The 23,321-nt window shown below is 32.2% G+C and carries 23 protein-coding genes; all 23 read left to right on the forward strand.

Features of this window, described 5'->3' with window-relative positions:
* Positions 1 to 110: 110 nt before the first annotated feature.
* The 23 genes from J418_RS0105930 to J418_RS15490 all read left to right on the forward strand — a co-directional run bounded on the left by J418_RS0105930 (position 111) and on the right by J418_RS15490 (position 23,316).
* On the forward strand, positions 111 to 290 hold the full coding sequence (locus tag J418_RS0105930) for a hypothetical protein (protein ID WP_017895069.1): 180 nt from the start codon (positions 111 to 113) through the stop codon (positions 288 to 290).
* 469 nt (positions 291 to 759) lie between these two features.
* Positions 760 to 1,413, forward strand: a complete 654-nt coding sequence (locus J418_RS0105935) for an HAD family hydrolase (RefSeq protein WP_017895070.1) — start codon at positions 760 to 762, stop codon at positions 1,411 to 1,413.
* 228 nt (positions 1,414 to 1,641) lie between these two features.
* A complete protein-coding gene (gene mntA / locus J418_RS0105940) occupies positions 1,642 to 2,049 on the forward strand; it encodes a type VII toxin-antitoxin system MntA family adenylyltransferase antitoxin (protein WP_017895071.1) in 408 nt (135 codons plus the stop codon).
* Positions 2,042 to 2,446, forward strand: coding sequence for a type VII toxin-antitoxin system HepT family RNase toxin (gene hepT, locus J418_RS0105945; RefSeq protein ID WP_017895072.1), 405 nt, complete (start codon positions 2,042 to 2,044; stop codon positions 2,444 to 2,446). Before mntA ends, hepT begins: the two co-directional genes overlap by 8 nt.
* A gap of 275 nt (positions 2,447 to 2,721) precedes the next feature.
* Positions 2,722 to 4,890 (forward strand): YhgE/Pip domain-containing protein, encoded by a 2,169-nt coding sequence (locus J418_RS0105950; RefSeq protein ID WP_017895073.1) that lies wholly within the window; start codon positions 2,722 to 2,724, stop codon positions 4,888 to 4,890.
* A 23-nt stretch (positions 4,891 to 4,913) separates the two neighbouring features.
* On the forward strand, positions 4,914 to 7,079 hold the full coding sequence (locus J418_RS0105955; RefSeq protein WP_017895074.1) for a YhgE/Pip domain-containing protein: 2,166 nt from the start codon (positions 4,914 to 4,916) through the stop codon (positions 7,077 to 7,079).
* A 110-nt stretch (positions 7,080 to 7,189) separates the two neighbouring features.
* A complete protein-coding gene (locus J418_RS0105960; RefSeq protein WP_017895075.1) occupies positions 7,190 to 7,411 on the forward strand; it encodes a DUF1659 domain-containing protein in 222 nt (73 codons plus the stop codon).
* Between the two features lie 112 nt (positions 7,412 to 7,523).
* The gene (locus J418_RS0105965; RefSeq protein WP_017895076.1) at positions 7,524 to 7,736 is read left to right on the forward strand and encodes a DUF2922 domain-containing protein; all 213 of its coding nucleotides are present in this window, start codon (positions 7,524 to 7,526) and stop codon (positions 7,734 to 7,736) included.
* A 175-nt stretch (positions 7,737 to 7,911) separates the two neighbouring features.
* Positions 7,912 to 8,484 carry a sigma-70 RNA polymerase sigma factor region 4 domain-containing protein gene (locus J418_RS0105970; RefSeq protein ID WP_017895077.1) on the forward strand — a complete coding sequence of 191 codons (573 nt, stop codon included), beginning with the start codon at positions 7,912 to 7,914 and terminating at the stop codon, positions 8,482 to 8,484.
* 17 nt (positions 8,485 to 8,501) lie between these two features.
* Positions 8,502 to 9,083: a sigma-70 family RNA polymerase sigma factor gene (locus J418_RS0105975; protein ID WP_017895078.1), complete on the forward strand. Its 582-nt coding sequence runs from the start codon at positions 8,502 to 8,504 to the stop codon at positions 9,081 to 9,083.
* Positions 9,083 to 9,919 (forward strand): DnaD domain-containing protein, encoded by an 837-nt coding sequence (locus tag J418_RS0105980; RefSeq protein WP_017895079.1) that lies wholly within the window; start codon positions 9,083 to 9,085, stop codon positions 9,917 to 9,919. The genes J418_RS0105975 and J418_RS0105980 overlap by 1 nt, the downstream gene beginning before the upstream one ends.
* Positions 9,920 to 10,091: 172 nt before the next feature.
* Entirely contained in the window at positions 10,092 to 11,906 is a 1,815-nt protein-coding gene (locus tag J418_RS15875; RefSeq protein WP_017895080.1) for a cell wall-binding repeat-containing protein, read from the forward strand.
* A 172-nt stretch (positions 11,907 to 12,078) separates the two neighbouring features.
* Positions 12,079 to 13,416: a cell wall-binding repeat-containing protein gene (locus tag J418_RS0105990; protein ID WP_017895081.1), complete on the forward strand. Its 1,338-nt coding sequence runs from the start codon at positions 12,079 to 12,081 to the stop codon at positions 13,414 to 13,416.
* Between the two features lie 124 nt (positions 13,417 to 13,540).
* A complete protein-coding gene (locus J418_RS15480; protein WP_017895082.1) occupies positions 13,541 to 14,842 on the forward strand; it encodes a cell wall-binding repeat-containing protein in 1,302 nt (433 codons plus the stop codon).
* 95 nt (positions 14,843 to 14,937) lie between these two features.
* Positions 14,938 to 15,960, forward strand: a complete 1,023-nt coding sequence (locus J418_RS0106000; protein ID WP_017895083.1) for a hypothetical protein — start codon at positions 14,938 to 14,940, stop codon at positions 15,958 to 15,960.
* A gap of 45 nt (positions 15,961 to 16,005) precedes the next feature.
* Complete coding sequence (locus J418_RS0106005) at positions 16,006 to 16,686, forward strand: YveK family protein (RefSeq protein ID WP_017895084.1); 681 nt, start codon at positions 16,006 to 16,008, stop codon at positions 16,684 to 16,686.
* Positions 16,687 to 16,715: 29 nt separating this feature from the next.
* Positions 16,716 to 17,480, forward strand: a complete 765-nt coding sequence (locus J418_RS0106010) for a tyrosine-protein phosphatase (protein ID WP_235807029.1) — start codon at positions 16,716 to 16,718, stop codon at positions 17,478 to 17,480.
* Positions 17,481 to 17,511: 31 nt separating this feature from the next.
* Positions 17,512 to 18,222 carry a CpsD/CapB family tyrosine-protein kinase gene (locus J418_RS0106015; RefSeq protein WP_017752299.1) on the forward strand — a complete coding sequence of 237 codons (711 nt, stop codon included), beginning with the start codon at positions 17,512 to 17,514 and terminating at the stop codon, positions 18,220 to 18,222.
* A 110-nt stretch (positions 18,223 to 18,332) separates the two neighbouring features.
* Positions 18,333 to 19,094 carry a sugar transferase gene (locus J418_RS0106020; RefSeq protein ID WP_017895086.1) on the forward strand — a complete coding sequence of 254 codons (762 nt, stop codon included), beginning with the start codon at positions 18,333 to 18,335 and terminating at the stop codon, positions 19,092 to 19,094.
* Positions 19,095 to 19,252: 158 nt separating this feature from the next.
* Positions 19,253 to 20,410 carry a beta 1-4 rhamnosyltransferase Cps2T gene (gene cps2T, locus J418_RS0106025; protein ID WP_017895087.1) on the forward strand — a complete coding sequence of 386 codons (1,158 nt, stop codon included), beginning with the start codon at positions 19,253 to 19,255 and terminating at the stop codon, positions 20,408 to 20,410.
* A gap of 2 nt (positions 20,411 to 20,412) precedes the next feature.
* Complete coding sequence (locus J418_RS15485) at positions 20,413 to 21,276, forward strand: glycosyltransferase (RefSeq protein WP_017895088.1); 864 nt, start codon at positions 20,413 to 20,415, stop codon at positions 21,274 to 21,276.
* Between the two features lie 41 nt (positions 21,277 to 21,317).
* Positions 21,318 to 22,427 carry an EpsG family protein gene (locus J418_RS17055; protein ID WP_236901720.1) on the forward strand — a complete coding sequence of 370 codons (1,110 nt, stop codon included), beginning with the start codon at positions 21,318 to 21,320 and terminating at the stop codon, positions 22,425 to 22,427.
* Positions 22,428 to 22,497: 70 nt separating this feature from the next.
* Positions 22,498 to 23,316, forward strand: a complete 819-nt coding sequence (locus J418_RS15490; protein WP_017895090.1) for a glycosyltransferase family 2 protein — start codon at positions 22,498 to 22,500, stop codon at positions 23,314 to 23,316.
* Positions 23,317 to 23,321: the final 5 nt, after the last annotated feature.

The following is a 23,321-nucleotide window of genomic DNA, read 5'->3' on the forward strand; positions in this document are numbered from 1 at the left end:
TATGATATAATGTATACGAGAGTATAAATATTTTTTAGATAGTCACCTCCCGGAATTTGTCTCTTGCAAAGAGGTCATTGCGGTTAATTGACATCAGAGGAGGTTACAGAATGAGTAATACTGCGATTATAGTAATATCTATATGTATTACATCATTATGCTTAATAGCTATGGTGATTGTAGGAACATATTTAAAGGATAGGTTAGTAATCAAGGGTAAATCTTCAATTGGTAAGTTAACTAAAAATGAAATTTCTATAACTGCCGAAGATAAAAACTCAAAAAATTAAAATGCACCCCTCTGAAAGTGCATTTTAATTAATCTCTAAAAATTTTCACTAAAAACCGCAATGGCTTCTTTTATATATATTATAACATATTTTTTTAAAATTAAACTTGAAATTATAATTAAATAACCTTTTTCCTAATTATAAATTTTATCAAAGCAGGAAAATAGTCAATAAAAGATTTCTAGTTAGCCATCATCCATAGTCTTACATTTTTTAACTTCTTCTTTGTAATTAATATCTGGTATCTTAACTTCTTTCATTTTAAATATTTCCTTTTATTTCATAGTTATTCATATAATTATTTATAATGATTAGTAATTTGAGTTATATTATATAATGATTAGATAAATCAATACAATATTTATAATAATTTCTTTAATTTACAATATATTCTACGAATTCTTTAAAATAATATCAATTGTTTTAAATGTGATATAATGTATCCAAAATGTTCAAGGAGACGGATGCTATGAAAAATTACGATACTATTATATTTGATCTTGATGGAACACTATTAAATACTCTTGATGATTTGGCAGACAGTGTGAACTTCGCACTTTGTATGCATGGATTTCCAGAAAGAACTATATTTGAAATAAGAAGTTTTGTTGGAAATGGAATCGCACGCTTGATTGAACTTTCCATACCCCGGGGAATGGAAAATCCAAAATATAATGAATGCCTTAAAGATTTCAAGATGCATTACTCAAACAATATGAACAACAAGACCAGTCCATATGAAGGCATTATGGAACTTTTGAAAAAGTTGTCCCAGGATAACTATAAAACTGCTATTGTATCCAATAAATTTGATGGTGCAGTCAAGAAACTCAACAAAATATATTTTGAAGAATATATAGATGTTGCAATTGGAGAATCTGAAAATATTTCAAGAAAACCTGCACCGGATACTGTATTCAAAGCAATTGAAGAACTGGGTTCAAACAGGGCATCAGCCATATATGTTGGAGATTCCGAAGTAGATGTGAAAACAGCAAAAAATGCAGGAATACCATGTATAGGTGCGGCATGGGGATTCAGGGGAAGGGATGTTTTGGAGAGTAAAGGTGCAGATTATGTAATAGACAGACCTGAGGAGCTTTTAGGCATAATTTCAAGATAAGATGCAGTCAAAGGGAAAAAGCTAGGTCAAGCTAGGGTCAGACCCCATGGAGTTATTTGGAAATTTACTACATTTCTGAAGTCAAGTCCAAGCCAAGGATCTGACCCCTTGAAAAACATTGATATGGATTATTGCAGAATATTTTGATAAAATAAATATAGAATATGTAAAATTAGTATAATTTTTGGCTTGTAATCAGAAAGATCAATTGAAGTGGAGGTCATTTCATTGAATATAGATGAAAACAGTATACATAAAATAATTAAATTTCTTAAGGAAAATATAGAACCACATTTGATTTATATTTTTGGATCAAGTGTAAATGGAATTTTTAGAGAAGACAGTGATATAGATATAGCTTTTAAAAGTGAACATGAATTAACACCATATCAGGTATTTATGTTTTCACAAAGTCTTGCAGATATTTTGGGGAGAGATGTGGATTTGATTGATTTGAATAAGGCATCTACTGTATTTAAAGTTCAGATAATAGCCAACGGAAAATGTGTATATTGCAGTGATGATGTTAAAAAAGCATATTTTGAAATGTATGCATATAAAGATTATGCTAAATTGAACGAGGAACGGGAAATCATATTGAATAATATAAAAAAAAGGGGACAAATATATGAATGATGTTGTTCTAAACAAAATATCTGTTATTGAAAGATGTATAAAGAGAATTAAGGAAGAATATGACAATAATCCTGAAAATCTAAAAAATTATACAAAACAAGATTCGATAATTTTAAATATTCAAAGGGCATGTGAAGTTTCCATAGATTTAGCCATGCATATAATTTCTGAAAGAAAATTTGGAATTCCACAAAATAGCAGGGATGCATTCGAAATACTATTTAATAATAAAATAATAGATGAAAATGTCATGAGAGAATTGAAATCAATGGTTGGGTTTAGAAATATAGCTGTTCATGATTATCAAACAGTAAACTTAGATATAGTAAAAGCTGTTATTGAAAATCATATAGATGATTTAAAAAAGTTTTCCAGTTCGATTCTTAAGAATCAATAGAAAGGCAATAGTTACCAGATTATTGCAAATTTAAAATAAGTTTTAAAAAGCAGGATAGTCAGCTATCCTGTTTTTTTTATCCAGACAACAACTACCTGTAAAAAACACACATTATTTATGGTATCGTTTTACACTACATGCTTGTGGTATTTACTAGAATAAGAGTCCCCGCAAAAGCCATAATAACTATATTGACACCTTTAGACAAATAGTGTTTAATAGAACTGACCGACTAGTACAATAAATGTTATGGTGCTTTATGGGAGTGTTGCAAAATGATAAAGAACATTGTAGGTATATTTAAAAGAGATATAAGAACTATTATAAAAAATAAAGCTGCACGCATGATTGTAATAGGAATATGTATAATGCCATGTCTCTACACACTGGTAAATGTAAAGGCAATATGGAATCCCTATTCAAGTGCCAAGTTAAGCGATATTTCAATAGCAGTAGTAAATAAGGATCAGGGGACCGTGTCACAGAACAAGAATGTGAATATGGGAAATGACATTGTAGGCAATCTTAGGAAAAATCACAATCTTGGATGGAAAATTGTTGACTCACAAGAAGCAGATCAGGGAATGATGGATGGAAAATACTATGCCATGATTGAAATTCCGGAGGACTTCTCGTCAGACCTTACAAGTATAACTACAGATAATCCAAGAAAAGCGCAGATACTCTACAAGGCAGATACAAAAGTTAGTCCAATGGGAACCAAGATTACTGAAAGTGCTGTTAAAAACCTTGTGGATTCCATAAAGACAAATTTTATATATACAGTAAACAAAACTATCTTTTCCTCTTTGAATGTTATAGGGGATAATGCAGCCAAAAACAAGTCACAGATAATAGACCTGAAAGATTCAATAATAACCCTGAGTGATAATATGGATCTTGTTACAACCGTACTCGGAAGTGTAAGTGACGGTTCTAATAACCTTGCTCTTCTGCTTACTCAATTGAAGCCCGTTATTTCCGCCTCAAGCAATGTTGATATTGCAAGCCAGGCTGATTCCAGCAATGACGCATTAGTAAAGTCAGTGCAGTCTTCCCTGGAAAATTCCTTTGATAATATTCAGGTGAACCTGAAAAATGCCAAAGCAGATACTTATAGGCTTCAAGCGCTTGTAACCAATTTGAATTCATTAACTGGAGATGCAAATTCTTCTAATATAAATTCTACAGCAGACAAGATAAATTATCAGATATATATGCTGAATAGTGAGATAAACCCTGCAATAGATTTTCTGCAGACGGTAAATAAATTTGCACACAACAGTTCAATATCGGCTCTTTTAAATTCTCTAAATGATGTAAAGGACCTATTGAATACTGAAAAAAACAACGTAAATAATCTCCAAAAAGAGTTGAACAATACAAATGAAGTGAGCAGCAGCATAAAAGATTCCATATCGGAAAACACTCAAAATGTAAGTTCAAAACTAATAGATTCAACAAACCAGTATATCAATGAAGTAAGAGGACAGTTGAATCCCATAGCAAATGATTTGATTAATTTGTCCAATACATCTTCTGATATTTTGAAGACTGCAAAGGATATGAATAAGCAGGGAAGCAAGTCCATAGATACTCTGATAGATGGAACCAGGCTTGCAGCCAGTTCATCTGGAAAATTGGAAAATCAACTGCTTAAATTCAAGGACAGCATTTCGAAGACAAGTGATAAGCTTAAACTTATAAACAATGACGATATAGTGAAAATAATAACTGTATTTCAGAACAATCCGGATCTTATGGGAAATTTTATATCAAAGCCTTTTAATATAAAAGAGGAGAATATATATACGGTTCCAAACTTTGGTTCTGCATTTGCACCTACTTATATGACACTTTCCATATGGGTTGGATGCACTATGCTTGGCTCCATGCTTAAAACAACTGTGGCAAAGTTCAAGGGATCTGAAAATTTAACCCTGAGGGAAAAGTATTTTGGAAAAATGCTGCTCTTTGTTTCATTGTCCATAATACAGTCACTTGTAATTGTATTTACTACAAAGTTCATACTGCATACTTATACTGAAAATTTCTTCCTGATGATAATGTTTGGCATAGTATCATCACTTGCATTTTCAACAATAGTATACAGCCTGGTTTCCCTATTTGGTAATCCTGGAAAGGCAATGGCAGTTATATTGGTAGTAGTTCAGCTTGCAGGAAGTGGGGCTACCTATCCCATACAGCTTGACCCACTTATTTTCAGGATACTTCAGCCCCTGCTTCCATTTACATACAGTATCAGTGGATTCAGGGAGTCAATTGGAGGGCCTCTTATAAGTACTGTAGTTATGGATTTTTCGGTATTACTTCTTATGTTTGTAATTGCCGTACTGGCTGGATTATTTTTAAAGAAGCCGTTATATGGAATGACAAGCAAACTTCATGACAAGTTTATAGAATCAGGTATTGGAGAAGAATAGATATTAAATTATAGGAGGAGCATATGAAGATTATATTTAGATTATTAAAAAGAGATTTTCAAAGCATAACAAAAAGTCTTCCTGTACTTATAACAATTATAGTATTTTGTTTTCTGCCATCCTGCTATGCACTTGTAAATATAAAGGCCTCATGGGACCCATATTCGGAGTCAAATACGAGCAGGCTTCCAATTGCAGTTGTAAACAAGGATGAGGGAGGCAGCATTGAAGGAAAGAATATAAATGTAGGAAATAGTATTATAGATGAACTTAAAAGAAACAAGAGCATTAACTGGGTTATCATAGACGAATGGCAGGGGAATTATGGGCTCAACACAGGAAAATACTATGCATTGATAGAAATTCCAGAAAACTTTTCAAGCAAGCTCCTGACACTTGCTACATCAAACCCTGAAAAGCCAAATATAATATACAGGTCCAATGAAAAATTAAATGCAGCAGCTACAAAGATTACAAGTCAGGCTAAAGATACCCTTGCCGATCAGATCAAATCAAGCTTTGTAAAGATAAGCAACAAGGAAGTCCTTGAGCAGATGAATTCAGTGGGCAGAAAATTAAGTGCCAATAAACCTGAAATACTGCAGCTTAAGGATTCATTGACAGATTCCATCACCACAATAAATGATACAAAAAAATATTTGGCGGAAGTAAATGATAATTCAAAGGGAATGCAGGATTATTTAAATAGTGTTAAAAATGATATTCCAAAACTATCCAAACAGATAGACAATCTTCAGGACATTGTAAATCATGGAAAATCACTTGCCCAGTCAACAAAACAGACTATAAGTTCGGCACAGAACAATCTATCAAGCGGAATAAACGAGATTCAGTCTCAAAATACACAGGCTCAATCCCTTTTATCAAGTCTTGAGAATATGAACAGCCAGTTTGTAAACAATGCTGCTGCAAATACTAATATAGATCAACTGAACAGCATAAATAATTCTACAATACAGAAAATAGACAACAACCTTAAAATACTCAATACCATAAATGATATTTTGCCAAATAATGGAGCGGTGGATCTTATAAATGCACTGACAAATATGAAGAGTTCCATACAGACTGAAAACAGCAATCTTGCAGAGCTGAGACAGCTGGTCAACAACAATGGTTCCAAAGACAGCATAAACTCAATCATAAATCAGCTGTCTCAAATTGGAAATACTGTATCCTCAAATTCAGTAGCTGCATCAAATGCATATTATTCAAGTACCACCCAGGCATTAAACAACATGAACAATAATATTGATACGAGTTTGAACAGCTATGATGATATACTTAATTCGACAAAATCAATTATTCCGCAGCTTAACTCACTGGCAAATGCAGGTACCTCAATTAGTGAAATATCAATTTCGCAGGTGAACAATATAAGTAAAAATCTTGGAAATATTCAGGGTAAATTAAACAAATTAAGTGACAAGATGAAAATGATCAATGAGAAAAATCTCAATCACATAATAGAAATAATGGAAAAAAATCCTGAACAAATTTCAAGCTTGCTGTCATCGCCTGTAGAATTGAAAAACGTTCAGCTCTATAATCTTGGGTTGTTTGGATATGGGGTGACCCCTTTCTATACCACACTGTCCATATGGGTTGGAATACTCCTTCTTTCACTTATACTTACACTGAAATGCAGAAAATTTGAAGACGGCACAAAGATCAGCATGATACAGGCTTACTTTGGAAAACTGTTCCTCTTTATGGGTATTTCTTTTATACAGACGGCTATATCACTCCTTGGGGAGTTTTTACTTCTTGGAATAAGGCCTTCAAGTATACCCGGTATGATACTTACTGCATTTGCTACAAGCATAACATTTTGTATAATAATATTTACATTTGTATTTGTATTTGGGAATACGGGAAAAGGTATGGCTGCAGTGCTTATGATATTCCAAATTTTCGGGACAGGTGGTATATACCCTCTGGAAATAATCTCGAGAAGGCTTGCTGCCATGGCACCATTTTTACCCTTTACCTATTCCGTAAATGGATTCAGGGAGGCTATAGCAGGGCCTAACTGGCATCATCTATTTAAAATGATAGGCATGCTTGGTTGTTTTACAGGATTATTCCTCATTATTGCACCGCTTAAAAAAGTATTCAGCAAACAGATACACAAGATGGAAATTGAGTTTGAAAAGTCAGGACTATAAGATAATTGTAAGATAACAGTTGCCTGGAGGAAAATCCCGGGCAGTTGTTATTTATTTTTTGCCTATTTTTACTCTCTATGCATATATACTATTCGAAAGGGGATGATAGCATGGCTGCAATCACAAAAATAAACAGTGCCATCGTAATAAAATATCAGGATGGTGTAAATGAAAAAGGGGAGGACATAATAAGAAGCAAGAAATTCTCAAATCTCAAACTCACTGCCTCAGAAGATGGAATCTACAATACGGCAAGAGAAATGGAAAAGCTTCTTGGAAAGCCGCTTACAGAAATTATAAAAACCGACAACAGCGATATAACAAACGCTTAATAACTGTTAACTGTTATTTACTAATTGCTATTTGTTCTTTGATAATTGTTAGCTGTTGCTAACTGTTCTTTGTTCTTTGTTATTTGTTATTTGAAAAAAGAGGGGGATATTTATGAGTAAAACATTGGTAATGAATTTTTTAAATGGAAATGGTGAAAAGGCATCTATAAGGCTTTCTGATGTAAAGGATGGAGTAACAGATGTTGAAGTAAAAGCTGCAATGGATGTTATAATCGCACAGAACATATTTGAGTCAAAGGGTGCAGATCTTGTACAGAAGGATTCAGCACGTATTGTTGACACTGCAACTACAGAACTTTTCTAGAGAAAACTATGAAAGAAAAAGGGGCAAAATACTTCGGTATTTTGCCCCTTTTTTCTTTTTATATTCACTATTTGTATAATTATTTTATGAATTATGAAAATAATTACAAAATTTCCGTTATTTATTGGAAGAAAATGGTGTCTTATATATAAAGAGAATAAAAGGGGGATAATTTATGCAGTATACGGAAGAAGGTTTGAAAAATCTAATAGAGGGAATTAAAAAGAGAGATAATGATTTTATATACACACTTCAAATGGACTTTATAGGCGCAATGAAGGATCAATATTATAAATATATAGGAAAGGAATTTGGAAATTCTGATGAAGACGATGTAATAAATATATCTCTTCACAAAATTGTATCTTCCATACATATGTTCAGGGGAAACACCTGGAAGGAATTTAAAGGATATGTTTTCAAAATCATAATAAACACAGTAATAAATTACAGGAGAACTCTTATGAGAAAAGCAAATGCTGAAATTCTGGAATATTCATACCATAATATAACTGAATCTTTAGAAAATAAGGTTATAAGCAAAATAATCTATTCTTACATCATTGAAAACTCCAACCTTTCAAAACGTGAAAATGAATATAAAATGGCAATTCTGAAACATGGAAGCATAGAGGAATATTTAAGAGAAAATGATGGAAATCCAAGGGCGTTAAATCAGGCAGGATACAGGATGAGACAGAAGCTTAGAAAAACCATGGAGGAGCATGGAATAAAATTTGATTTTTAAAAAAGGGTGTTGATATTATGTTTACCAAAGGGGATATAGAAAGCATGGTTGGAAGTGCTAAAAATGGGGACAAGAATGCTGTTGAAAATCTATGTAATGGTTTTAAGGGATTTATAATAAATTCTGCAAGGAAGATATATATAAGGGGATATGAAATGGAAGACCTGATTCAGGAGGGGTACAAGGCAATAATAATGGCGGTAGACAGCTATGATGCTGCCAGGAATACATTTACCGGCTATGCTGTAAATGCAATAAGAAACAATTTCTACTGTATAATGAGAAATAATTTAAGCAAGCCCTACAGTGCTAGTTTGAACAGTATAAACAACCAGGGCGATGAACTTATGAATACAATTTTTTCAGATGAAAACATAGAGGAATATTTTGAATCACTTGAAACAAAATCATCACTCAAAAAGGCAATAGCCAGGTTGTCTGACAGGGAAAAGGATATTATATACTGGTGTTATGCAGCGGAAAAATCTATGAAAAAGTACAGTGAATTCAGGAAAACACCTTACAGGACAGTTTCCTATAGAAAGAAAAAAGCAGTAGAGAAATTGAGAAAATTTATGGAAGAACAGGGGGAAATATAATGGCAAAATACAGACAGCTCCAGACTTATTTTTGGGATGATAGTTTCATTTTGGATTTAGACACGCAGGAAAAATGCTTTTATCTATACCTTATGACAAACTACAAGAGTACACAGTGTGGAATATATGAACTTCCAAAGAGAATAATAGAACTACACACAGGCTGCAGTAGGGAAAATGTAGACAAACTTCTTTCAAGATTCCAGAAGTGGGGCAAGATAAAATACTGTGAAGATACAAAGGAGATAATAATTCTGAACTGGCTGAAGTACAATCAGCCAAACAATACAAATGCCATAAAATGTGTAAACAAGGAACTAAAATCTGTAAAGAACAGGGAATTCCTCCTGGACTTCTACAACCAGTGCCAAAAATATGATCTTGATATGGAATCCATTTTCAAAGACATGGAAATAACAGCTGTAAAAACGTCGCCCAAATCTGAAGCCCCTTCAAAGCCCCCTGCAAGTAATAAAGTAATAAGTAATAAACAAGAATTAATAAATAATAAACAAAAAACAATAAGTAATAAACAGCTAGAAAAGGCAATTAAATGCTTTGAAAACAAAATTCATTTTCCCAAACAGGAGGAAATCAACAGACTTAACAGTTGGTGCAGCACAATGGGGTGTGATATAGTTATTATGGCAATTGAAAAAGCTGTACAGTACAATGCAAAAAATATGAACTATATAGAAAAAATAATGAATAATTGGATAAAGGACGGAATAAGGACTGCAGAAAATGGCTTTAAGAAAAACATGAGTGGATGGAATCTTACAAACGAGAGAAAGTATGATTTTAAAGAATTGGAACGGAAACTTCTAGGATGGTAGTTGCAAAAAAATTAAAAAAATATTAACTTTTTAGCAGGAAATTTAAAATTTATGTAGAATTTATAAATAATTGGCTTTATACTAAGTTAAGTTATAGCTTATTATCACGATAATTAAATATAGATTTGTGATTGTAAAAATTTTTATATGAGGAATATGGAGGGAAGATTTTATGAAGAAAAAGAACATGAAAGTATTATCAGTCTGCAGCCTGGCATCTTTAGTTATTTCAGGTTCGGTTATTTCAACTACTGGGGTAAAAGCAGCAGATACCAATACTACAACAAGACTTGGGGGAAGCGACAGATATGAAACAGCTGTAAAAATCTCACAAAATGGTTGGAAAAGCGGTTCCGACTATGTAGTTCTTGCAAACGGACAGGGATTTGCAGATGCACTATGTGCAAATCCAATTGCAAAATCCAAAAATGCTCCTATACTTTTAACTGAAAGTACTTCTTTAAATTCAAGCACATTAGCTGAATTAAAGAGACTTAATGCTAAGCACGTAATAATCGTAGGAGGAACAGGTGTAGTTCCAACAGCTATTGAAAACACTATAAAAACTCAGCTTAACGCCGATGTTACAAGATATGGTGGAGCAGACAGATATGAAACATCTGTAAAAATAGCAGCTGCACTTGGCAATACAAGCAAGATAGTTCTTGCAAGTGGAAGAGACTTCGCAGATGCACTTTCAGCAGGACCAGCAGCATCAATAGAAGGAATTCCAGTAGTATTGACACAACCTGATCAACTACCTTCAACTACATCCGATTACATAAAAGGCAACACCAACTTAACTAAAACTTATGTAATAGGTGGAACAGGTTCCGTAAGTGCTTCACTTTACAACACACTTAAAAATCCAGAAAGATTTGGTGGAATAGACAGATTTGAAACAAATGCAAAAGTAATAGATGGATTCAAATCCGACTTTAATTTCAACAACGCCTATGTAGCCCTTGGAAAAGGACCTATAGGAAATGAATTTGCAGACTCACTTACAGGCGGAGCTCTAGCATCCAAAAACAAAAATGCATTGGTAATAACATCGAGCCCTATAAGCTCTTATACTACAGGAATACTTAAGGACAAGCTTACTACAAGCAGTACACTTACAATACTCGGTGGAACAGGAAACATAACAGATTCAATGGTATCCACTCTTAAAGATGCTATAACTAATTCTGCACCTACACCTGGTGGTGGCGGTGGTGGAAACAGCACACCTGCTAATTATGCTCCAACACCTTCTGCAAGTGATAACTATCTAGCAGGTCTAGATGGTAAAGCACTAGATGAGATTAACGGTAAAGTGACTGACTTGAATAATAAGATAACTAGTAATTCTAATTTGGGAAAATATTTTACAGATGCAAATTTTAATAATAATGGAGAATTGGAATTGACTACTAAACCAACTACAGCAACTACAAGTACTGCAAAAGAGCTATTTGATGATGTAGATTCAAGTGATCAGCCTAATATAGAAAGCAAATTGAATAGTGTAATTGATGCTGCAGATGAAAGACTTAATCTTATAATTGGATCTGGTACTGATAAGAATGTTAAACCAGTTAAAGAAATTTTAGCAGATCAGAAGAAAAATAATGATACTTTTAAGGCTTCCAAGTATGCTGCTTATGTAGATGATAACGGAAATATTGATACTGCTCAATTATCAGAGGATATAGTAAATAAAAAAATTCAGTACAATGATTATACTGAATTTACGTCAAAATTGAGTGATGCAATAGTTAAATCTATTGGTGATAAAGCAAATGAAAATGCACCAGCTCTTTCAACTTCACTTGGAAATGTATATAAAGTTCAACAAGATCATATAATCGTGTATAATACTGATTGGACAATGAAAGAAAATATTGAGAATATTTTAGAAGATGTTAGCTCTTCAACTAAGTTAACTGGAGAATATTACTTATATAATAGTTTAGGTAAATATGCTAAAGTTATAATTCAATAAAACCAAAAACCTAACTAGAACTCAGGCCAACCCCCTGGGTTCTATTAATTCAAGATATGTATTTCCACAACAGACATTTAACATGTCCTGTAAACTCAATGGACGGACACACACAGTACTACTACCGCACACCGTTTACAACTAATTCACATTTAGCAAAGGAGAGTAAACAATGAACAAAAAGAAAATTATTTCATCCCTGTTCTTGACCACTGCACTAGTAGCATCAACTATCGTAGCCTTACCTGCAACTACATTTGCAGCAAGTTCAAGACTTGGAGGAGCAGATAGATACGAAACATCAGCCCAAATATCACAAAATGGCTGGAAAAATGGTTCCGATTACGTAGTACTTGCCAGCGGCGAAGGCTATGCAGATGCACTCTGTGCAGCACCAATTGCAAAGAAGTACAATGCACCAATACTACTTACTTCAAGCAAGACATTAAACAGTACAATAAAATCCGAGATAACAAGACTCAAAGCCAAGAATGTAATAGAAATAGGAGGAACAGCTTCTATTTCATCAAATATAGAAAATCAGCTTGAGAATCAAATGTCATTGAAAGTAACCCGTCTGGGAGGAACAGACAGGTATGAAACCTCTGTAAATGTAGCAAGAGAGCTGGGAGATGTATCAGACATGGTTCTAACTTCAGGACTTGGATATGCAGATGCACTTTCCATAGCACCAATAGCTGCAAGTAAAGGATACCCAATACTTTTAACACCTAAAAATTCTGTAACAAACTCCGTAAAATCATATATAGATTCACATAAATCAAACTCAACAAAGGTTTATGTAGTAGGAGGAAGCGGAGTTATACCTGAGAGTACATTGTCTTCAGTGCCAAATCCTATGAGAATATTTGGACAGAACAGATATGAGACAAATGTATCCGTAATGGAATATTTCAAAGCAGACCTTAAATTGCAAAACGTATATATAGCAAGAGGAGACGGTCCAAATGGAAATGAATTTGCCGATGCACTTTCTGCTTCAGCACTTGCATCCCAAACCTCATCACCAGTTGTACTTACAAACAATGCTTTAAATAGCAGCACACAGGAATTTATAAAATCAAACTTTACCAAAGACACTAATATTGTCTCAATCGGAGGTCAGGCATCTGTTTCAGACTCTCTTGTAACTACTATCCAAAATGTTATAAATGGAACAGATGAGACTCAAAATCCACCTACAAGTGGCGGCGGTGGAGGTTCATCTTCCAGCAGTAATTCACAATTGATTTCAGCTGTAAATTCAATTAAGGATATAAAGGGATTGAACAGCTCACAGCAGGCTGTAGTTGACAGTATGGTAAATATTGTGGAGAAACATTCTTCAGATGCAAATTATGATTATAAAAATGATTCAGAAGTTGCATCAGTAAAAAACAAGTATGAATCACTTTCAGAAAATGATAAAACTGGTTTGAAAAACGCTATACAATCTGTTTTAAGTATTTCAGAGATACTCGAACTTGGAAATCAATTTGGTTTGATCTAGAATTCAAAATTGCAAAGTTTATAGAACTTTAACAACTGCCATAAAACACAGGCAGTTGTTTTTTTTATACCCTTTTTCTATACAGCCATATGTATTATAATTATAACAATGGGAGGGAACAAATATGAACAAGAGAAAAATAATTGCAAGTTTTATTCTGAGTGCCGTTTGTGCATCCACAGTGAACTTTGCATCCACAAAAACTGTCTCTGCAGCAACTGTAAGGCTTGGAGGACAGGATAGATATGAAACCTCAACAAAAATATCGCAAGATGGATGGACAACTTCTGAATATGTAGTTCTTGCATCAGGCCAGGGATATGCAGATGCACTCTGTGCAGCACCAGTTGCAAGTAAACACAACGCACCTATACTTTTAACACCAAGCAACAACCTGGATCAGAATGTAAAAAGTGAGATTACAAGACTTAAAGCAACACATGTAATAGAAATCGGAGGAACAGGCTCAATATCAATGAATGTGGAAAATGAGCTGAAATCCATGGGACTTTCCGTACAGCGTCTTGGAGGAGCAGACAGGTATGAAACTTCTGTAAAAGTAGCCAAAGAACTTGGAACACCCAATAAAATAGTTGTAACTTCAGGAGAAGGCTATGCAGATGCACTTTCCATAGCACCAATTGCTGCCAAACAGGGAATGGAGATACTACTAACAAGTGATACCGGCATTCCTGACACTGTAAAAGATTATATTCAGGACAACAAATCAAGCATTGTGAACACATACGTTGTAGGTGGTACCGCAGTAATACCTGAAAGCACACTTGGCAGCCTATCCAATCCTATAAGAATATCTGGGAATGACAGATATGAAACCAACGTAAACGTACTTGATTATTTTAAATCCTCAATTGATATGAACAATGTGTATATTGCAAAAGGAGGCGGTCCTGCAGGAAATGAATTTGCAGATGCCCTTTCAGCTTCAGCACTTGCAGCCAAAAACAATTCACCAGTTGTCCTTACACAAGATGATGTAAAAGACAGTACACAGAAATTTATGGAAGACAATGTTGATGCTTCAGCCAATATTGTAGCAGTAGGAGGACAGGCATCTGTTTCAGATTATCTGCTTGAACATATGGAACTTACTGTAATAGTAAAATCTGCAAACAGCAGGCTTCAGGCCATAGCGGATTCTACAAGTGATTCAAACGAGAAAGATGCAGTTAAACAGATAATAGACAATTTTAATAATGCCGTTTCAAATAAACTGAACAATGCAGATGAAGCACTTTCAAATTTTCAGTCAAATATGGAAAAAACACAGGAAATTTTACAAAAACTTTCTGATATAGAAAGAACTCACTTGCAAAACAAAATAAATGCAGATAAGACTCTACTGCAGTATTTAAGCCAGTTAAACCAAATAGCTGAAAAATATTTTCCAATTAATACTAAGTAAATAAATACCTGGTGCCAAATTGCACCAGGTATTTATTTATAAATCTGTTATGTTATAATTAATTATATTTAAAATTTACAAATAGGAGCTGAATCATGAATAGAACTAAAAGAAGTATAAAAAAAGCTGTAATTTCCATAATTATAGTAATTATAGTTGCAGTTGCTTGCTTTTTAGCACTTGTTTTCTCAAATTCATCATATAGTGCCAAACAGTATAAATTTTCTAATAATATATTCGATAAAATAATAGAAGCACAAAAAGCAGGTACTACAGTATCCTTTAATACAGAGGAATTAAATGAATCCATAGCACCTTTTATAAAGGAAAATATGACATCAGGTGATGCTGTCGTAAGAGGTGTAAATGCAGAAATCAAGGACAGTACCCTGAAATTTTATATTCCTGCATCATACAAGAATTTTAAATTCCTTTTGACTACAGAGGGAAAAGTATCCTATAACAGCGACAATATAATATATGATCCACTGTATTTCAAGATTGGCAAGATAAGTATTCCAAAGTCATATGTCATTAATGAATTAAGCGGAAGATTAGGTGACAGTGTAAGGATTCAGGACAACAAAATAAATGTATCATCGGAACTTCTCCCTATAAAGATAAAGTCCATTGATATAAAAGGCGGACAGCTGAACATTCATACGGATACTACATCCATGACCATTCAGGAGAGACTCAACTGGTTCAACAATGTTATAAAACAATCTGAAAATGCCGGTACTGTCAATAAATTCATAGAAAAATTCATGGATGGAAGCAGTATATCAAGTAATATATCAAGCGGAGCATCTTCAACAGGAACAGGATCATCAAACAGTACATCTGCAGGCAGCATACAATCAGGCAGTACTCAAAGCAGTACTCAAAGCAGTACTCAAAAAGGAAATAAGACATCTGAAAACAGCACAGGAGGAGCAGACGAAGTTATATCTGAAATATCCAGTGCCATAATCAGTAAAGACAAAAGTTCATTAGGCTCCATACAGGAAAAGTACAACAAACTTTCTCCACAAGAGCAGCAGAGAGTAAGATCTTCCGTAAGTTCCATGGTGGGGTCTGAAAATATGAGTAAAATAATGGATAAACTAAACAAATAGAGTTTATCCATTAATATATAAAACAAACAAAAGGGGGACGAAATAGTGGAAGACGAAGAGATGACTTTAGATTTACAGGACTTTTTCTACATAATAAAAAAGAGATTGAAGCTTATAGTGTTGATAACGCTGGCTTGTGCAGTAATATCGGGACTTTTAAGTGTATTTCTCATAAAACCTACTTATGAAGCAAGTTCCAGTATAATAGTTGGAAAACCTACGAACAACATCAAGACAGACAACAATGATGTAATGATGTATCAGAACCTTGTAAAGACCTACGCACAGATTGCACAGTCTGATTCTGTTGCCAGAGCAACTTTAAACAAGTTGAATGAGAACATTACATTGGATGATTTTCAAAAGATGGTTTCAGTTACACCGGAACAGGGTACACAGATACTTACAATAAAGGCTGACAGCAAGGATCCAAATGAGGCTGCAAAAGTAGTAGATACAATGGCTTCATCTTTTATAAATGAAAGCAAAAAAGTATTTCCAACAGGCGGCGACATTCAGATCATGGATAGAGCTCAGATTCCAAACAAACCTGTAAAGCCTAAAAAGACACTGAATGTTGCAATTGCATTTTTCCTTGGGCTCATAGTTTCTGTAGGAATATCATTTTTACTTGAATATCAGGACAATACTATAAAAACAGAAGATGACATAGACAGATATCTTGGATTGCCTGTTATCGGTGTAATACCCAAAAGCGGTAAGTAGATAAAAGGGGGTAATACAATTTGATCGATATGCATATTCACCTGCTTCCTGGTATAGATGATGGTTCAAAGTCCATGGATGAGACGAGGCAGATGCTTAGGATGATTGAAGAGGATGGTATACATAGTGTAATAGCCACACCTCACTTCTATAGGGGGCATTATGAAAACTATCGTGAGGATGTGGAAAAACTTGTACATAGTGTAAATGAATTTGCAGATGAAAGTGGAATCAATGTAAAACTATTTCCAGCACAGGAAGTATTTTTGGATGAACATACTGTAGATGAGTATGAATGCGGTCATATAGCACCAATGGACAAAACAAACTACATGCTTGTAGAACTTCCTATGATAAAAATGCCTGAAAATGCAATGGACATAGTATATGAACTTAAAATAAGGGGAATAAAGCCCATTATGGCACATCCTGAAAGATACAAATATATAATTGAAAATCCAGAGAAGATAAATTTATTTGTAGATGAGGGATGCCTTCTACAGCTGAATGCAGGAAGCATATGTGGAAAATTTGGAAGTGATGTTAAGAAAACAGCACATACTCTTGTAAAAAATGGAATGTGCAATTTTATAGGCTCAGATGCTCATTCAAGTACCAGAAGAAGACCAGGACTAAGTGAGGCATTTGAAATTATAAAAAATATAGATGAAGAGATGGCTGAAATACTGGAACAAAACAGTGAAAAACTGCTTGAAAATGAGAATATAAATCTCTGCCAGGAAAGAATCAAAATAAAAAAGGGATTTTTTAGTTTTTTCAAGAGAAAAAAATAACCAATGAATAGATAATGGAGTGAATAAATATATGGAAAAATCAGAACTTATTACTATACAAGATCCCAAATCTCCTGTGTCAGAAGCCTACAGGACTCTGCGGACCAATATTCAATTCTCCTCTGTAGACAATGAAGTACAGACTATAATGATTACGAGTTCAGGCCCTGGAGAGGGAAAGTCTACCACATCTTCAAATCTTGCAGCAGTCATGGCTGAAAGTGGAGCCGAGACTATAATAATAGATTGTGACCAGAGAAAGCCAACACTGCACAAGAAATTCCTTGTTTCCAATAAGAAGGGGCTTTCAGATGTACTTGCAGGGAAAGCTGAATTTAAGGATGCCGTTGTAAGTACAGGCATAGACAATCTTGATCTTTTGACTTCGGGAACCAAACCTCCAAACCCATCAGGACTTTTAGCTTCCAGAAGGATGAAAACTTTTATTGAAGAACTTAAAGAAAAATACAGATACATAATAGTAGATACCCCTCCTGTAATTGCAGTAACAGATGCACAGATTGTATCCACATATGTGGATGGATGCATTCTTGTAGTAGCCTCCTCGCAGGCAGATAGGGATGCAGCCCTAAAGGCAAAGAAACTTTTGGAGAAGGTAAATGCAAACATACTTGGAACGGTTTTGAACAAAGTAGAAGCAAAGGGAAAGGGATATTATGGATACTACTATTCCTATTATGACGAAGATGGGAATAAACAGAAGAAGAAAAAGAAAAAATAGCGAGAAATATGTAGTCATGGATTTTAGTTGAATAATTTACATAATTTTAACTGAGAGCTTATTAATAATTTGTAAATATTATGTTGTTTCGGTTCATATTTGGGAGTATAATGGAAAAAAGAAGTTGGAATATGGGGGGAACTATTTTGACTGAAACACAGGATAGAGAATTAAAAAACGATGAACAATATATTCAGCCAAAAAACATTGAACTTGAAGATGGAACTTTGGGTATAGGTGCCTATGGATTGGGGAAGTACAAAAAAAGTATTTTCTATCATTTCATAAAGAGAAGTATAGACATATCCTGTTCGATTTTAGGAATTACACTTCTTTCTCCAGTTATGATTGCAGTAGCTGTAGCTATAAAATTGGATTCTAAAGGGTCTGCTGTCTTTTCTCAGCAAAGGGTCGGACTAAATGGAAAACTATTTAAAATGTACAAGTTTAGGTCCATGGTGGTAAATGCAGAGGATATTTTAGACAAGCTTACTGACAGGAATGAAATGTCAGGCCCAATGTTTAAGATGAAGGAAGATCCTAGAATTACCAGGATTGGAAAGCTCATAAGAAAGACAAGCCTCGACGAGCTTCCACAGCTTTTTAATGTAATCAAGGGTGATATGTCATTAGTTGGACCCAGGCCAAACCTGCCAAGAGAAGTAGTGAAATTTAATGAATATCAGAAACATAAATTGCTTGTAAAACCTGGTCTGACGTGTTACTGGCAGGTAATGGGGAGAAATGAGATAGGTTTTGAGGAATGGATGAGATTGGATATCAAGTACATAAAAGAAAGAAGTACACTGCTTGATATAAAGCTCATATTCAAGACATTTGGGGCATTTTTTGAAGATGATGGAGCGAGGTAAATCAAAGTTCAAAGTTTAAATAACAAAGAACAGGTACAGAGAATAGATAGCAAAGTTCAAAGTGCAGAGAACGAATAGTAAATATAATTAAACAATATGTATAATCATTAATAGTACTAACTAAAAGATATAAGCAAAATTCGTTTGGAGTGACAGTATTGGTAGATGTTTTTATAATTGGTTCAAAGGGAATTCCAGCAAAGTATGGAGGATTTGAAACATTTGTTGAAAAATTAACACAAGGACAGAAAAATAAAAATATAAAGTACCATGTTTCTTGTTTATCAGATAACTATAGAGAATTTGAACATAATACTGCTAGATGTTTTAATGTTAAAGTACCTAGTATTGGTCCAGCAAAGGCAGTTTATTATGATATAGGAGCATTAAAAAGAAGTATAGAATACATAAGGAATAATAATATTAAAAATCCAATTATATATGTTTTAGCATGTAGAATAGGTCCATTTATAGGACATTATAAATCTAAATTAAAAAAATTAGGTGGAACATTAATTGTTAATCCAGATGGTCATGAATGGAAAAGAGCTAAATGGAATAAAGCTATAAGACAATATTGGAAGATTTCAGAAAAGTATATGGTTAAACATGCCGATTTATTGATATGTGATTCAAAAAATATAGAAAAATATATAAGAGAAGATTATAAAAAATATAATCCTAAAACAACATTTATAGCTTATGGAGCTGATACCCAAAAGTCAAAGCTATCTGATGATGACGTAAATCTAATTCGGTGGTATAAAGAAAAGGGTATTAAAAAGAAGAAATATTATTTGGTAGTTGGTAGATTTGTTCCTGAAAACAATTATGAAACTATGATAACAGAATTTATGAAATCAAATACGGATAAAAATCTTGTACTAATAACAAATGTAGAGAAAAATAAATTCTATGAAGAACTAAAAGAAAAGACGAATTTTGATAAAGATAAAAGAATAAAGTTTGTTGGAACAGTTTATAATCAAGAATTATTAAAAAAGGTTAGAGAAAATGCATATGGATATCTTCACGGTCATGAAGTAGGAGGAACTAATCCATCTTTACTAGAGTCGTTAGGATGTACAGATTTAAATCTTTTATTGGATATAGGTTTTAATCGAGAGGTCGGCGAAGAGGGAGCTATATATTTTAATAAAAAATATAGAAATTTGTCTAATCTTATAGATAGAGTAGATACTATGAGTAAACAAGATATAAAAGATATTGGATTTAAGGCTAAGAATAGAATAAAGAGTTATTATACTTGGAGCCATATTATAAATAGGTATGAAGATGTATTTTTGGAGGTATAATTATGGATAATATTTTTTATGCAGTTGTTGTTTTGTATAATCAAACGATTAATGACTCTTTAACATGTAATAATTTAAAAAAGATTATAAATCATAATATTAAGGTTATTATAGCTGATAATAGTATAATACCAACAGATAATAATAAACATTGTTTTGATAATGACTGGGTTTATGTAAGTATGGGTGGAAATTTAGGATTATCTAAAGCATATAATAGGGTTTTAGATATAATAGACGATAATAGTGGCATTGTAATTTGGTTTGATGATGATACCAATATAACTCAGGAATATTTTGATGAATTAGAAAAAAAAGTTCGACTAAATAAAAGTGTAGATATTTTTGCTCCTGTAATCTATGGACAGGATGGAAAAATATATTCACCTAATGAAGCTAGATTTTTTAAAAATAAGCAACTAAGAAAAGCTAAGGATGTTTTAAATATGAAAAAATTTAATGCTATTAATAGTTGCACGGCAGTTAGACTGAAGGTTTATAAAAATTATAGATATAATGAACATATTTTTTTAGATCAAGTTGATCATAACTTTTTTGAAGATCAAAGAAGTTATGGACGAAATTTTTTGAAGTTAAATGTTGTTATTCATCACAATTTTTCTTTAAAAAGTAAGCAAAAATCATCCCAACAATGTTGGAATAGATATAAAATTATGATTCCTGATTTTTTGATTTTTTGCAGTAAAAGTAAAATAAGGCTATTTCTTGGTATTATAAAAGTTATTGGATGGGGATTTAGAGAAGCGTTAAATTATCATGATATCAAGTTTATTTGGAGTTGCTTTAGTTATGGAATTATATGTATTAAAAATAAAAAATTATATGCGGTAAATAAATTATTGTGATTTAAAGGTGGTCAATAATGTTATACATTGCATTTTTTTCAATGATTATTATTAATCTCTATGCAAAAAATAAAAAATATTTATTATATACATCTTTAGCTTTTTTATGGATACTATATGGATGGAGTAGTGGAAATGCGGATACGAATATATATATCAGTAGATATTATAATTATGATACCTTTCATAATTTGGAGCCTTTGTTTAAAGAATTGATGAACATAAGTAATAAATTGGGACTTAGTTATCAACAATATTTGATTATTATTTCTGCCATATGTCTATGTATAATTAGTATTACTATTTTAAAGTTAACCGATAATTTCTGCTATGTTATAGCATTATATAGTATTTATCCGTTTATAATGGATGTAACACAAGTTAGGCAATTTATTGCTACAACAGTAATTATCTTTGGATTCAGATTTTTGTTATCTTCTAATAACAAAAATATATATAAATATATAATATGTGTAATAATTGCTTTCTTAATACATGTATCGGCTATTATGTATATACTACTAATATTGCCAAAAATTTTAAACTTAAGGAAAACAATTTATTTTACTATTATTTCAATATTAATTATAATATTAACTATACATACTAATATAATTTATAAAATATCATCTATACTACATATTAATACTAAAATTAGTGAAACTATAATTGTTGCTTCACATGCATATACTGGAAAAAGTTTATTAGTATATAGAATAGAAATTTTTATTTATTTTACTTTAGCAATGATTACTTTAATATATATTCGCTATAAAAGAAAAGATAGATTAAATAAACAACTAACAAAAATTACAAAAGGCAATTATATAATACAAAGTAAAGCTATAGATTTTACAATTAAAGCCAATATTGTAATGCTAATTCTTATTCCACTTTTAGCATATTCAGCAGATTTATATAGAATTCAACATGGAATTTTTCTATTAAATTACATAGCAATGTCATATGGTTTAATAAAATACAAAAAAAGATTTATAATATTTGGAACTAAAACGGATTTAATACAAGTTATTTTAAGTTTGGTATTTAGCCTTTCTAATATGGTATTATGGTTATTAATTACAAATACTATTAATACTGTCTTTTATCCGTTTTTTGACAATAATTTATTTTTTAATATTCTTAAATAAATTTAAAAATTTTTATAGTAATATAAATTATTTTTGTTACTTAAAATTATGAGGCTTACAGGAGGTTTATATGTTTTATACAGGAATTGTTTTATATAACCCTGATATGAATAGATTAAAAGATAATATTAAATCAATTATTAATCAGGTAGATTATATTATATGTGTTGATAATAATTCGGCAAATATTGATGAAATAACTTCAGTATTTAAACAAAATAATAGAATTATTTTAATAAAAAATAATTCTAATATGGGCATAGCATATGCTCTAAACCAAATTGTTAAATGGGGATATGAAAACAATTTTAAGTGGGTATTATTATTAGATCAAGATTCAATAACCCCTAAAAATATTATTATTGAGTATTCAAGATATATTTCAATGAATAATATTGGAATTATTTCTCCAGTAATTAAAGATATAAATTTATCTAACAGTAATAAACCATTAAGTAGTTATACAGTTGTCAATAATTGTCAAGATGTTATAACGTCAGGCTGCTTAGTAAATATTCAAGTTTGTAAGCTAATTGGAACTTTTAATGAAAAACTTTTTATAGATTTTGTTGATATAGAGTTTAATAAAAGGATGCTTATTAATGGTTATAAAATTATTAGAGTTAATAATGTAAAGTTAATACATGAAGTAGGTCACATACATAAATATGGATTATTTATATGTACTAATCATAATGCTTTTAGAAGATATTATATGGTTAGAAATAGACTATATTTTAAATATAAGTATTATGGACAAGTTGATTTTATAATTTCATATATACGTTTAATTCTAGGTACATGTAAAATATTAATATTTGAACAAGATAAGATGGGTAAATTGAAAGCTTCAATCGGTGGCTTTAAAGATTATAAAAAATTGTTATAAAAGAT

This window comes from Clostridium tyrobutyricum DSM 2637 = ATCC 25755 = JCM 11008, from assembly GCF_000359585.1.
Classification (GTDB): Bacteria; Bacillota; Clostridia; order Clostridiales; family Clostridiaceae; genus Clostridium_B; species Clostridium_B tyrobutyricum.